Origin of the sequence: Nonomuraea sp. N2-4H, assembly GCF_045291505.1 — a bacterium.
Lineage (GTDB): Bacteria > Actinomycetota > Actinomycetes > Streptosporangiales > Streptosporangiaceae > Nonomuraea > Nonomuraea fastidiosa.
The window spans coordinates 7,214,629-7,226,336 of record NZ_CP147987.1 but is presented as its reverse complement, the minus strand read 5'-3'; the positions used below and the strand labels follow the sequence as shown (position 1 = coordinate 7,226,336).

General features: G+C 70.2%; 12 protein-coding genes, 2 tRNA genes and 3 pseudogenes. 12 read left to right on the top strand and 5 right to left on the bottom strand.

The window, feature by feature from the left end:
* Window positions 1-15: 15 nt before the first annotated feature.
* The gene (locus tag WBK31_RS33255) at window positions 16-570 is read left to right on the top strand and encodes a dihydrofolate reductase family protein (RefSeq protein ID WP_406673677.1); all 555 of its coding nucleotides are present in this window, start codon (window positions 16-18) and stop codon (window positions 568-570) included.
* Window positions 571-696: 126 nt separating this feature from the next.
* On the opposite strand, the gene WBK31_RS33250 is transcribed toward WBK31_RS33255, so the two are convergent.
* The 3 genes and pseudogenes from WBK31_RS33250 to WBK31_RS33240 all read right to left on the bottom strand — a co-directional run.
* Window positions 697-1,035: an AMP-binding enzyme gene (locus WBK31_RS33250; RefSeq protein ID WP_406675549.1), complete on the bottom strand. Its 339-nt coding sequence runs from the start codon at window positions 1,033-1,035 to the stop codon at window positions 697-699.
* Window positions 1,036-1,209: 174 nt separating this feature from the next.
* Window positions 1,210-1,554, bottom strand: a pseudogene (locus WBK31_RS33245) (AMP-binding protein); the annotation flags it as partial.
* A gap of 127 nt (window positions 1,555-1,681) precedes the next feature.
* Window positions 1,682-2,206, bottom strand: a pseudogene (locus tag WBK31_RS33240) (AMP-binding protein); the annotation flags it as partial.
* Window positions 2,207-2,459: 253 nt separating this feature from the next.
* Between WBK31_RS33240 and WBK31_RS33235 the strand changes: the two are divergent.
* Both WBK31_RS33235 and WBK31_RS33230 read left to right on the top strand, forming a co-directional pair.
* Complete coding sequence (locus tag WBK31_RS33235; protein ID WP_364062652.1) at window positions 2,460-3,512, top strand: serine hydrolase domain-containing protein; 1,053 nt, start codon at window positions 2,460-2,462, stop codon at window positions 3,510-3,512.
* Between the two features lie 58 nt (window positions 3,513-3,570).
* Window positions 3,571-4,092 (top strand): flavin reductase, encoded by a 522-nt coding sequence (locus tag WBK31_RS33230; protein ID WP_364062655.1) that lies wholly within the window; start codon window positions 3,571-3,573, stop codon window positions 4,090-4,092.
* 11 nt (window positions 4,093-4,103) lie between these two features.
* Here the strand turns inward: WBK31_RS33230 and WBK31_RS33225 are convergent, their stop codons facing one another.
* Window positions 4,104-4,601, bottom strand: a complete 498-nt coding sequence (locus WBK31_RS33225; protein WP_364062658.1) for an NUDIX domain-containing protein — start codon at window positions 4,599-4,601, stop codon at window positions 4,104-4,106.
* Window positions 4,602-4,643: 42 nt separating this feature from the next.
* A pseudogene (locus WBK31_RS33220) lies at window positions 4,644-5,315 on the bottom strand (ABC transporter permease); the annotation flags it as partial.
* 98 nt (window positions 5,316-5,413) lie between these two features.
* On the opposite strand from WBK31_RS33220, the gene WBK31_RS33215 reads away from it, so the two are divergent.
* The 9 genes from WBK31_RS33215 to WBK31_RS33175 all read left to right on the top strand — a co-directional run bounded on the left by WBK31_RS33215 (window position 5,414) and on the right by WBK31_RS33175 (window position 11,602).
* Complete coding sequence (locus tag WBK31_RS33215; protein WP_364062661.1) at window positions 5,414-5,773, top strand: hypothetical protein; 360 nt, start codon at window positions 5,414-5,416, stop codon at window positions 5,771-5,773.
* Window positions 5,770-6,786, top strand: coding sequence for a lysozyme (locus tag WBK31_RS33210; protein ID WP_364062664.1), 1,017 nt, complete (start codon window positions 5,770-5,772; stop codon window positions 6,784-6,786). The genes WBK31_RS33215 and WBK31_RS33210 overlap by 4 nt, the downstream gene beginning before the upstream one ends.
* A gap of 36 nt (window positions 6,787-6,822) precedes the next feature.
* Entirely contained in the window at window positions 6,823-7,332 is a 510-nt protein-coding gene (locus WBK31_RS33205; protein ID WP_364062667.1) for an NlpC/P60 family protein, read from the top strand.
* A 94-nt stretch (window positions 7,333-7,426) separates the two neighbouring features.
* Window positions 7,427-7,681, top strand: coding sequence for a transposase (locus tag WBK31_RS33200; protein WP_364062670.1), 255 nt, complete (start codon window positions 7,427-7,429; stop codon window positions 7,679-7,681).
* A 39-nt stretch (window positions 7,682-7,720) separates the two neighbouring features.
* Window positions 7,721-7,796 (top strand) — tRNA-Thr (locus WBK31_RS33195).
* Window positions 7,797-9,429: 1,633 nt separating this feature from the next.
* Window positions 9,430-9,503 (top strand) — tRNA-Met (locus WBK31_RS33190).
* A gap of 71 nt (window positions 9,504-9,574) precedes the next feature.
* Window positions 9,575-9,739, top strand: a complete 165-nt coding sequence (gene rpmG / locus WBK31_RS33185) for a 50S ribosomal protein L33 (RefSeq protein WP_101786011.1) — start codon at window positions 9,575-9,577, stop codon at window positions 9,737-9,739.
* A 983-nt stretch (window positions 9,740-10,722) separates the two neighbouring features.
* Window positions 10,723-11,172: a MaoC family dehydratase N-terminal domain-containing protein gene (locus WBK31_RS33180; protein WP_364062673.1), complete on the top strand. Its 450-nt coding sequence runs from the start codon at window positions 10,723-10,725 to the stop codon at window positions 11,170-11,172.
* Window position 11,173: 1 nt separating this feature from the next.
* A complete protein-coding gene (locus WBK31_RS33175; protein ID WP_364062676.1) occupies window positions 11,174-11,602 on the top strand; it encodes a MaoC family dehydratase in 429 nt (142 codons plus the stop codon).
* Window positions 11,603-11,708 lie beyond the last annotated feature (106 nt).

The window sequence follows — 11,708 nt, the reverse complement described above, 5'->3', positions numbered from 1 at the left end:
AAGTGAGGCGTAACCATGGGCAAGATCGTGTCGAGCTTCTTCATCTCGGTGGACGGCGTGGTCGAGTCGCCGGACCAGTGGCACTTCCCGTACTGGAGCGATGAGATGGGCGCGTTCGTGCAGGCCGGGATGGAGAGTGCGGCCGGGTTCCTGATGGGCCGCAAGCTGTACGACGAGTGGTCGAGCTACTGGACGACCACCGACACCGACAAGGAGATCGCCGAGATCTTCAACTCGGCGCGCAAGTACGTCGTCTCCAACTCCCTGGAGAAGGCCGACTGGGCAGGCACGACGATCATCTCCGGCGACGTCGCCGCCCGGCTGCGCGAGCTCAAGGAGCAGACCGAGGGCGACCTGCAGATGTCGGGGTCGGCGACGACCGTGCGGTGGCTGCTCGCCAACGGCCTGCTGGACGAGCTGCATCTGCTCGTCCACCCGATCGTGGTCGGGCGGGGGCAGCAGCTGTTCGAGGACACGCCGACGCACCCGCTCAAGCTGATCAGGTCTGAGGTCTGGCCGTCGGGCGTCGTCCTCACCAGCTACGCCCCCGACACGGACACCGCCGCCTGAGAGCGCCGGACGGAAACCGGCCCGGCGAGCGGGGGCGGGTCCGGTGGAAGCGAGGGGGGACGTGCCGGCGGAAGCGGGCAGGGCCCGGCGGGAGCGGCGGGGCGGGGCGTCCGGGCGGGCCGAGGGTCAGCGAGAATCGTGGCCGTCGTTCAGGCCGAGGAGCTTCACCGCCTGCTCCCGCATCTCCACCTTGCGGATCTTCCCGGTGACGGTCATCGGGAAGGAGTCCACGAGGTGCACGTACCGGGGGATCTTGAAGTGCGCGAGCCGCCCGGCGCAGTACTCCCTGACCGCCTCGGCGGTGAGCGGCGGCGCGCCGGGGCGCAGCACGATCCAGGCCATCAGCTCCTCGCCGTACTTGTCGTCCGGCACCCCGATCACCTGGACGTCCTCGATGTCCGGATGCGTGTAGAGGTACTCCTCGACCTCGCGCGGGTAGATGTTCTCGCCGCCGCGGATCACCATGTCCTTGATGCGGCCGACGATGTTGACGTAGCCCTCCTCGTCCATGGTGGCGAGGTCGCCGGTGTGCATCCAGCGGGCGGAGTCGATGGCCTCGGTGGTCTTGTCCGGCTCGTCCCAGTAGCCGAGCATGACCGAGTAGCCGCGGGTGCACAGCTCGCCGGGCTCGCCCCGGGGCACCGCGAGGCCCGTCTCCGGATGCACGATCTTGACCTCCAGGTGTGGCATGACCTGCCCGACCGTCTCGGTACGCCGGGCCAGCCCGTCGTCCCGCCGGGTCATCGTGGACACCGGGGAGGTCTCGGTCATGCCGTAGCAGATCGCCACCTCGCTCATGTGCATCTCGCCGATCACCCGCTTCATCACCTCGACCGGGCACGGCGAGCCCGCCATGATGCCGGTGCGCAGCGACGACAGGTCGTACTCGGCGAAGCGCGGGTGGCCCAGCTCGGCGATGAACATGGTCGGCACGCCGTACAGGGAGGGTGCACCGCTCGTCCTGCACCGCCCGCAGCGTCGCCTCCGGGTCGAAGCCGGCGGAGGGCAGCACCACGCAGGCGCCGTGCGAGGTGGCGCCCAGGTTGCCCATGACCATGCCGAAGCAGTGGTAGAGCGGCACCGGCAGGCACACCCGGTCGGCCTCGGTGTAGCCGACGCCCTCGCCGACGAAGTAGCCGTTGTTGAGGATGTTGTGGTGCGACAGCGTCGCGCCCTTGGGGAAGCCGGTCGTGCCCGAGGTGTACTGGATGTTGATCGGGTCGTCGAACGACAGCGTGGCGGCGCGCTCGCGCAGGGCGGCCGGATCGGCGCGGCGGCCCGTCTCCACCAGCTCGTCCCAGCCGGGTTCGCCGATGAACACCACCGCCTCGAACCCGATCTCGGCCAGCATCGCCCGGTAGTCGCTGCTCTTGTGGGAAACGGCGCTGATCATCAGCCGCAGGCCGGACTGGCGGACCACGTAGTCCAGCTCGTGGCCGCGGTACGCCGGGTTGACGTTGACCAGGATGGCGCCGATCTTGGCGGTGGCGTACTGCGTGAGCACCCACTCGGCGCAGTTCGGCGCCCAGATGCCGACCCGGTCGCCCTTGGCGATGCCGCGCGCCAGCAGGCCGAGCGCCACCTCGTTCACGGCGGCGTCGAACTCCGCGTACGTCCACCGCCGCCCGGTGGCCATCTCCACCAGCGCCTCCCTATCGGGATGCCGGGCCACCGTGCGTTCCAGGTTCGCCCCGATCGTCTCGCCCAGCAGGGGCACGTCGGAGACGCCGGACGCGTACGAGAGCAGTGAGTCACCCATGCCCGAAGCATCCGTCAGCGGGGGCGGCCGCGCCAGCCCCTGACGGCGGCACGTCCTGCGGTTTTCCGCAGGGGAAGTGGACGGCGCACCGCATTCTGCCGCAAGCCGGCCGTCCCTAGCGTTGGGGCCCATGATGCAGACGCTGATGAACGTGCTGGTGGCGGCGACCGTGGCGACGGCGAGCCCGGGGGTGGGCGCCGACCTGGAGAAGATCGTCGAGGGCAAGGGCGCGACGGCCGCGCTGGCCCGCGTCACGGCCGGCGGCAAGACCTGGACGGGCGCCGCAGGCGTGCGCGACCTGCGGCGCGGCGGCAAGGTGTCGCCGAACGGCCATTTCCGGATCGGCAGCGTGACCAAGACCTTCGTGGCCACCGTGGTGCTCCAGCTCGTGGACGAGGGCAAAGTACGCCTGGACGACCCCATCGACGACCACCTGCCCGGCCTGGTGCCCGGCGGGAAGAAGATCACCGTCCGCGCGCTGCTCGACCACACGAGCCACCTGTACGACTACATGAGCGAGCCCGGCTACTCCACCAACCGGTGGCGCGGCGCGGCCAGGTTCCGCTCGTACAAGCCGAAGGAGCTGCTGAAGGTGGCCTTCGCAAAGAAGCTGCCGGACGACGGCACGTGGCACTACTCCAACACCAACTACGTAGTGCTCGGCCTGCTGGTGGAGAAGCTGACCGGACGCCCGTACGGCAAGGAGATCGAGCGCCGCATCCTGCGCCCGCTGGGCCTGCGGCACACGCTGGTGCCGGGTGACCGCGCGGGCCTGCCGTCGCCGCACGCCAAGGGGTACGAGCCGGTGAACGGCACGCTGGTGGACGCGACCCGCATGAACCCCTCGCTCGACTGGGCGGCCGGCGAGATGATCTCGACCGCGGCCGACCTGGAGCGGTTCCTGGCGGCGCTGCTCGGCGGCAAGCTGACCAGCGCCGAGTCGCTGCGCGCCATGCGCACGACCGTCGAGACGGGGGCCGGGTTCGGCTACGGGCTCGGGCTGCAGGCGTACCGGCTGCCGTGCGGCACCGTGTGGGGGCACAGCGGCGAGCTGATCGGCTACCTGACGTTCGCGTTCCGCTCGGACTCCGGCAAGTCGCTCACCATGGCGCTCAACCCCTCGACCCGCAACCCGACGACGGAGGAGGTCATGGGCATCGCCGTCAAGACGTTCTGCGGCTGACCCTCTGCGGCGGCTCCTGACGCGAGGTCCGATCGCCGCCAGCGCGTGGCGCGAGCACGTGCTCGGCCTGGGCAGGCGCGCCAAGACGGCGGAGAACCTGCTGCGGACCCGCGAGTGCCTGCTGAACCTGCCGTCGGACGCGCTCGCGGGCGCGGTGGACCGGCTGGCGCTCACCACCGGCTCCGACCCCGTGCCGGAGGGCAAGCGGCGGCGGGGCTACCGGACCGTCCGCGACAAGTTCGGCCGGGCCGGGCTCACGCCGGTCGAGTCGGAGACGGTGGCGCCGCCCCGCGCGGCCGAATGCCCGGTCGCCATGGAGGCCGTGCTGGAGCGCCACCACCCCGTCGATGACGGCGGCGTGCTCGCGTTCGAGGTGCGGGTGCAGCGCGTCTGGGTGCACGAGGACATCCGCATGACCGGCACCGCCGACCGCATCGACCCGGACGCCTGGCGGCCGCTCATCATGAGCTTCCAGCACCTGTACGGCCTCGGACCTCAGGTCCACCGCTCCACGCTGGCCACCATCCCCGAGCGTCTCTACCGGCCGGACGCCGACCTGGAGCGCGCGCGGACCGCCTGAAGCAACACCGCCTAGAGCAGCATCGACCAGGTCTGGGGCCCGCAGAGGCGGTCGATCTCGTCCTTGGTGAGCCACGCCGCCCGCGTGCTCTCCGACCCGGCGGGCGGGCTGGTGGACACGCCGGGCCCCGGCAGCGCGGCCCGGCACATCACCATGTACGCCAGCGCCGGATAGCGGTAGCCGGCGGGCGGCGGCTCCAGCAGCTCGATGCGCTGCCAGGCGAAGACCGACAGGGCGGACGGCGGCAGGCGCAGCCCGGTCTCCTCGTACAGCTCCCTGGCCGCCGCCTCGACGGGATCCTCGCCCGGCTCCAGGTGACCGCCGGGGATGTCCCAGCCGCGCCCCTCGCGGTCGACGCACGTCATGAGCGTGCGGCCGTCCGCGTCGGAGACGAACGCGAACGCCGACGTCACCCGCCCGTCGGGCGGCAGGCTCGCGGTCTCGATCACCTCGAGCCGATGCGCGACCGGGATCCATGGAACGGTCAAAGTGGCCAGCACGGAAGTCACCGGCTCACTGTGGTCCCGGCCGCGCGACGCTGTCAAAACGGCTCACAGCCCCTGGCGCATGGCACGGTTGCCCAGGTAGAGGCCGATCGCGGCGACGGCGCAGGCGGCGGCGGTGCCGTACAGCACGCTGGGCGCGGCCAGGTCGCCGGCGAAGAGCGCGCGCTGGGCGTCCACGATGTACGTGACCGGGTTGATCTGCCCCAGCGTCCGCAGCCAGCCCGGCGCGGTCTCCAGCGGCAGCAGCACCCCCGAGAGCAGCAGCAGCGGGAACAGCACCGACTGGGTGACGACGTAGAACAGCGTGCCGCTCGGCACCGACGTGATCGCCAGCACGAAGGACAGCGCACCCAGCCCCACCCCGAAGATCGCGAGCTGCGCCAGCCCGGCCGGCACCCCGGCCGCGTGCGGCTCGAACCCGAGCGGCAGCGCCAGCGCGACGATCAACACGGCCTGCACGGCCAGCGTGAGCACAGCCTTCGCGCTCTTGCCGACCAGCGGCGCGGTGCGGTTCAGCGGCGTCACCGTCATGCGTTCCATGGCGCCGCCGATCAGCTCGACCAGCAGCGTGTAACCGGCGCTCATCGGCCCGGTCAGGCACATCATCACCAGGATGCCCGGCACGAACCACTGCCACGACGACCCGACGGCCCCGCTCAGCAACGACCCGAAAAGGAACAAGAACAGCAGCGGCTGGCGCATGTCGAACAGCAGCCCGGCCGGTCTTCGGCAAGGACCCGATCAAGGAGGCGCTCGCCGACACGATCCCGCGCCCCGCCGGCGTGGAGCCGCGCGCGTGGAGCAGGCACCTGGGCATGGCCGCCGGCGAGAGCATGTGGACGCTGCTCGCCACCGCCGGGCCCGGCGCGGTGCTGGAGAGCCCCTGGCTCGCGCCGCTGCGGCCGGTCGTGCTCGCGGGGCTGCGGCGGGCGGGCGTCGAGCCGGGCCCGCGCGTGCGCGAGGTCTGGTGCGACGTGCCGCTCACGGTGGCCAGGCAGCGGTACGAGAGCCGCGTACGGCATCCCGTGCACCATGACGGCGAGGTCGGCGACGAGCGGTGGGCGGAGTGGGCGGCCGGTGCGCGGCCGCTGGGACTGGGGCCGGTCCGCCGCGTCGATACCACCCGAGAAGTTGATATTTCCGAGCTTGCGAAATGGTGCACGGCTCCGGAATGATCACCGGCGTGAAACGTCTCTTGTTATTCGCGGCGATCGCGTCGGTCGGCATGACCGGGGTCGCCCACGCGGCCGACGGCGTGCCCGGTGTGGACGTCAGTAACTGGACGGGCGAAATCGACTGGCCGGCCGTGGCCGCCGGTGGCGGAAAATTCGCGTTCGTGCAGGCCACCGAGGGTACGAACTATCGAAATCCGCTTTTCGACTCCCAGTACGGCGGCGCCGCCGCTGCGGGTCTCATCCGCGGCGCATATCACTTCGCGCAACCGCACGAATCCGATGGGAGAGCGCAGGCCGACTATTTCCTGCAGAACGGCGGTAACTGGGTAAGCGATGGGCTGACGCTTCCGGGTGTTCTCGATTTGGAGGACAACCCGTACAAGGAGAGAAACGGCAAGAACACCTGTTACGGTCTGTCCGTGCAGGACATGGTCGCCTGGATCAAGGACTTCACCGCGAAGTACTACGAGGCCACCGGGCGGCGGGCGATCATCTACACGACCACGAGCTGGTGGCGTACGTGCACGGGCGACTCCAAGAAGTTCGCCGCCAACCCGCTCTGGCTGGCGCGCTGGGGGAGCGAGCCCGGCGAGCTGCCGAAGAGCTGGAAGAATTACACGTTCTGGCAGTCGGCGGAGAAGGGGCCGCTGGTGGGCGGCCAGAACGCGTTCAACGGCTCGGAGTCCGCGCTGAAGGAGCTGGCCAACCCGCCGGCCGAGGTGCGGGTGTCGGGCCGGGCCAAGGGGCGGACGTCGTACTCGGTCACGATCTCCAACACCGGGCCGCACCCGGTCACGAACGTGAAGCTGTCGGGGCGCGCCTTCGGCGGGCAGCGCGTGGTGAAGGCGCCGGGCTGCAAGTTCAGCGGGACCGCCGTGCGGTGCGTGGTCGGTGAGCTGCCGCGGGGGCGTAAGGCGACGTTCACGTTCACGACCAAGCCGCGGAAGGCGAAGGGCACGGTCGGGATGTACGTGACCGTGGGATCGGTGAAACTTACCCTTAAAGCCCGATAAATCGGCTTTTAGGGGGGCGGAATGAGGCGGCGGCGGGTGGCCGTGGCGGCTTCCCTGCTCCTGCTCACCGCCACGGCGTCGATGCCCCAGGGCCTGTCGCTGCCGCCGCTGACCGTGCGGATCGCGTACGAGATCGAGCAGCGCGGCATCCCCTACTCCTGGGGCGGCGGCCACGGACCCACCCCAGGGCCGTCCAAGGGGACCTGCCTGGGCTACCGGGGCGCGATCAAGCCCTGCCCGGCCGCCAGGACGCGCGGCCTCGACTGCTCGGGCTTCACCCGCTGGGTCTACGCGCTCGCGTACGGCCGCGACGTGCTGGGCCCCGGCAACACCGACGCGCACGTACGCAAGATGCGCCGCGTCAAGCAGCCCCGCCCCGGTGACCTGGTCTTCTTCGGCAAGATCGGTAAGAAGCGGATCAAGACCCACCACGTCGGCATCTATCTCGGTGGCGACCGGATGATGAACGCCCCGGAGACCGGGGCCGTCGTGCGCGTCGACTCCATCGCCGCCAAGAAGGACTTCGCCGGCTTCTACCGCTACTGAGCGCTTCCGTGCCGATCCGGTATGCCGGTAACGCGTGGTGCGCGACGAAAATTGAGAGACCCCACGGCTAATCTGAGCCGCTATGGACAGGCCTATGGCAAGGCGCTGGGTCGGGCTCGACGGCTGGGAGGTCGTCGGGGCCGTACGCGGGGGGCGCCAGGTGCTTCGCGTGCGCAGAAACGGGTGGGTTGTCGCCGACTGCACGTCCGTGGCCGAGGTCGCCGCGCTGGTCGATCTGGCCGATCTGTGCGAGGTCATCGAGTTCCCCGCCCGCCGTTCCGCGGCCGTCACCGGGGCTTCGGCGGCGGACTCCGGCGAGAGGACGCGAACGAGTTCGCATCATCGGTGAGTGCCGTGTATGGTTACACCTGTCCGCAGCGCCGGACAGGCCCCTATAGCTCAGTCGGCAGAGCGTCTCCATGGTAAGGAGAAGGTCAACGGTTCGATTCCGTTTGGGGGCTCCACTCGAAACCGAGTCAACGCCCGCTCGGGGTCCCGGAGCCGGGCGTTTTTCGTTTGCCCCGGGCCGTCCTTCGTCCGAGAAACGCGGCCTCAAGAAGCGAAGCTGAGGCCCGCACCGCCCGGCCGGGGTAGAGCCGGGGTGCAGGACGACCGACCGGGCCAGGGCGAACCCAAGCTTGATGCGATGCGCGGCGACGGCCGTGGCCGGGAACGGCCGTGGCCGGGGACCGGCCCGCAGCGGGGGACGGCCCGCAGCCGTGGCAGGGGTTCGCCGCAGCCTGGCGAGGCCGGGAGCGGGATCTCGGCCGCCGAGCCGGTCCGGCGCGACCCGGCGACGGCACGGACGGAGAGCCGGTACGGCACAGCCCGGCGACAGGCACGGACGACAGGCGGGCCGGGTTGGCCGGGTCGGTGACGCCCGGCGCGAAAGCCCGGCGGCTCACCGAAGCCGAGCACACGCACTCACGGCGGCCGAACGTGGTCCGGGCACGAGCTCGGGACGGTGCGGAGACGGCACGAGCCCAGGACGGCACGAGCTCGGGACGGTGCGGAGGCGGCACGAGCTCGGGACGGTGCGGAGGCGGCACGAGCTCGGGACGATGCAGAGGCGGCACGAGCCCGGGGTGGCACGAGCCCGCGACGGTGCGGGGCCGAGCACGAGCCAGGGACAGTGAGGGCGGGCGCGAGCCGATGTGCTGGGCGCGAGCCACGGACCGGCCTGCGCGGTGGGGCGCGGCCGGAGGCGGTGTGGGGTTAGGCGCGGGCGCGGGGGTGGCGTTTGCGTGGTTGACGTGAGTGAGGGACCGGCGTGTGCGGTTGGGCGGGGGCTGGAGGCGGTGTGGGGTTAGGCGCGGGCGTGAGAGTGGCGTTGCGTGGTTGGCGTGAGTGTGGGACCGGCGTGCGCGGTTGGGCGTGAGCCTGGGACCGGCGTGCGGGGGCGGGCGTGTGTGGGGCTCGGGCGGACTGGCGACGCCCAACGGGTGTCCGTCAGCGATGCACAGGGGGCGGCGGGCTCAGGCGCGCAGCCGAGGGGACGATCCGGGCCGAGCGGCCCGCGAGGGGTTGCCCCGGAGGACGCCTCACGACGGCGTGTGATCGACCGAGAGGGCGCGCTAGGAGCGGTCCTACGGCCCGGTGTACGGGCCGCGCGTAGAGCTACGGCGGTAGGCGAGACTGGGCGCGCTCACGGGACCTGCGTGCGACGTCGGGCGCGATCTACGGCGATGGGCGAGTGCGGGCGTGGGCTACGGCGGCCAAGCGGATCAGTTAAGTCCGGCGACAGGCACAGGCGAGCGGCGGGGCGGGTTCGCCGGCAGGCGCCGGAGCGGGTTCGCGGCGGCGCTGAGGTGGGCTGAGGAGCCGCGCTGCGGCGGGCTTACGGACGGGCGCTTGGGGCGGGCTTACGGGCAGCCGCCGGGTGGGTTCTACGGGTGGGGTGGCTGGTGGGGTTCGCTGTGAACGGGGGGCACTGCTACGCTGATCACCCTCGCGTGGAGCGGCCGGGGGATGCCGCTTAACGATTTTCGTTGACGGGGGTTCCTGAGGCATACTGGAAGCACCCCACCCGATCGGGTGAGTTACTCACGTGCTCGCCGCTTCGGGTATCCTCTACGGGCCGGGTTGTTCCGGCTCAAAGGCGGAGTAGCTCAGTCAGGCAGAGCAAACGGCTCATAATCGTTGTGTCGCCGGTTCAAGTCCGGCCTCCGCTACTGCTCAAGCCCAGGTCCACCGACCTGGGTATGGGCGTGTCCATGTCCCGAACGTAGAAAGGCACTCCCAAGTGGCTGCCACCGACGTTAGGCCGAAGATCACGCTGGCCTGCCAGGAGTGCAAGCACCGCAACTACATCACGCGGAAGAACCGGCGCAACGACCCGGATCGGCTTGAGCTGAAGAAGTACTGCCCCAACTGCCGCACCCACCGCGCGCACCGCGAGACCCGATAGGTTCTCCGGGCAGGGCTTCTGTCTCAATATCTCCAATAACGCACAGCCGGCGTCCCGCTGTAGGGCGCCGGTTTGTCGTGTCTTAGGCCATTTGTCATCCCGTGCTTCGGGTCGTCTCGTGTCTTGGGCTGTCCGTGGTCCCGTGCTTCGGGTCGTCTCGTGTCTTGGGCTGTCCGTGGTCCCGTGCTTCGGGTCGTCTCGTGTCTTGGGTCGTCCGTGGTCCCGTGCTTCGGGTCGTCTCGTGTCTTGGGCTGTCCGTGGTCCCGTGCTTCGGGTCGTCTCGTGTCTTGGGCTGTCCGTGGTCCCGTGCTTCGGGTCGTCTCGTGTCTTGGGTCGTCCGTGGTCCCGTGCTTCGGGTCGTCTCGTGTCTTGGGTCGTCCGTGGTCCCGTGCTTCGGGCCGTCTCGTGTTCTAGGCCGTCCGCCACCCCGTGTTCCGGGCTGTCCCGTGTTCTAGGTCATCTCGTGACTCAGGCCGTCCCGTGTGAACCATCGCGTTGCGGGTGGCGGTGCGTTGTGTTCTAACCGGTGTCCCATAGCGGCGCCGGCTTGTTGCGTTTGGGCGGTTGTCCTGCCGCCGCTGTTCGCGGGTGTCCCGTCGCGGTCGGCGGGCGTCGTTCTCGGTCGGTGTTCTGTTGGCAGGGCGTTGGGCTGTTGTGCGTTGCCGGCGGTCCGTCGCCCCGCGCGCCGGTTCGGCCGGAGCGCCGGTGCGGGGCCCCAGGGCGTGGCGGGTGGGTTGTTGCGGGTTTGGTGCGGTGTGTCCGGGCGGTGGACCCTTCCCTGGACGATGGGTTCTTGTTGCTGCGGCCCTTGTGAACGAGGTCTCTGGCGTACGCTCAATCGGCCTGTGTCCCTGCGTTTCCGGGCCCTGCGCCGCGCGTCTCGGCCGCTCGGCAAAAAGGGTTTCATCGCAGGGACAGCAGAACGTTGTTCTGTTAGCGTCTCGCTCATCGACGCCGGTACGGAGACATCCGAGGGAGCAACGATGGCCTTGAATCGTGACTTCGTGGGCAGAACGTACCCGCCCAGTGCCCCGTACGAGGTCAGCCGGGTGAAGATCAAGGAGTTCGCGGCCGCCATCGGTGACCACAACCCGCTCTACCGCGACCGCGAGGCCGCCAGGGCCGCCGGCTATCCCGACGTCATCGCGCCGCCCACGTTCCCCATCGTCTTCAGCCTCCAGAGCGGCGGCGAGGCGCTGGTCGATCCCGACCTCGGGCTGAACCTCGCCATGGTCGTCCACGGCGAGCAGCGCTTCGAGTACGTACGCCCCATCCACGCCGGCGACGAGCTCGTCATGACCTCCACCATCACCGACATCCGCACCGCCGGGCGCAACGAGTTGCTGACCGTCAGGAGCGACGTGCGCACGGTGGACGGCGAGCCGGTCTGCGTCACCTACAACACGATCATCGAGCGCGGAGGGGCGGGCTGAGATGGGCGCGACGGTGAAGTACGACGAGGTCGAGGTCGGGCAGGAGATCCCGGCCGTGGACTACCGGGTGCGACGGCTGGACCTGGTGATGTACGCGGGCGCGTCCGGGGACTTCAACCAGATCCACTGGAACGAGCGCTTCGCCAAGAAGGTCGGGCTGCCCGACGTGATCGCGCACGGCATGTACACGATGGCGCAGGCCGGGCGGTTCGTCACCGACTGGGTGGGCGATCCCGGTGCGGTCGTGGACTTCGGGGTGCGGTTCTCGTCGATGGTGGTCGTGCCCGACGACGACAGGGGTGCGACGATCACGGTCAGTGGGGTCATCGAGGACAAGCTGGACGACAAGCGGGTGGTCATCGGGCTCACCGCCATGGCGGGCGGCACCAAGGTGCTGTCCAAGGCAAGGGCCGTAGTCCAGCTCTCCTGACCTCGTCCCCCACCCCTGACGTCCCCTCGCCAGGTGCGCTCCTGGCTGGAGAGCGTTTCCGGTCGGCCGGGTGTTCCGGTGGGCGTGACGGGGTGGGTGGGTGTCC

Coding starts and splice junctions, on each gene's coding strand:
- WBK31_RS33215 (WP_364062661.1), top strand. CDS start 5,414: ATGGCCGCCGGCGAGAGCATGTGGACGCTGCTCGCCACCGCCGGGCCC.
- WBK31_RS33200 (WP_364062670.1), top strand. CDS start 7,427: ATGGCAAGGCGCTGGGTCGGGCTCGACGGCTGGGAGGTCGTCGGGGCC.
- WBK31_RS33180 (WP_364062673.1), top strand. CDS start 10,723: ATGGCCTTGAATCGTGACTTCGTGGGCAGAACGTACCCGCCCAGTGCC.
- WBK31_RS33250 (WP_406675549.1), bottom strand. CDS start 1,035: ATGGTGATCCGCGGCGGCGAGAACATCTACCCGCGCGAGGTCGAGGAG.
- WBK31_RS33175 (WP_364062676.1), top strand. CDS start 11,174: ATGGGCGCGACGGTGAAGTACGACGAGGTCGAGGTCGGGCAGGAGATC.
- WBK31_RS33255 (WP_406673677.1), top strand. CDS start 16: ATGGGCAAGATCGTGTCGAGCTTCTTCATCTCGGTGGACGGCGTGGTC.
- WBK31_RS33210 (WP_364062664.1), top strand. CDS start 5,770: ATGATCACCGGCGTGAAACGTCTCTTGTTATTCGCGGCGATCGCGTCG.
- WBK31_RS33235 (WP_364062652.1), top strand. CDS start 2,460: ATGATGCAGACGCTGATGAACGTGCTGGTGGCGGCGACCGTGGCGACG.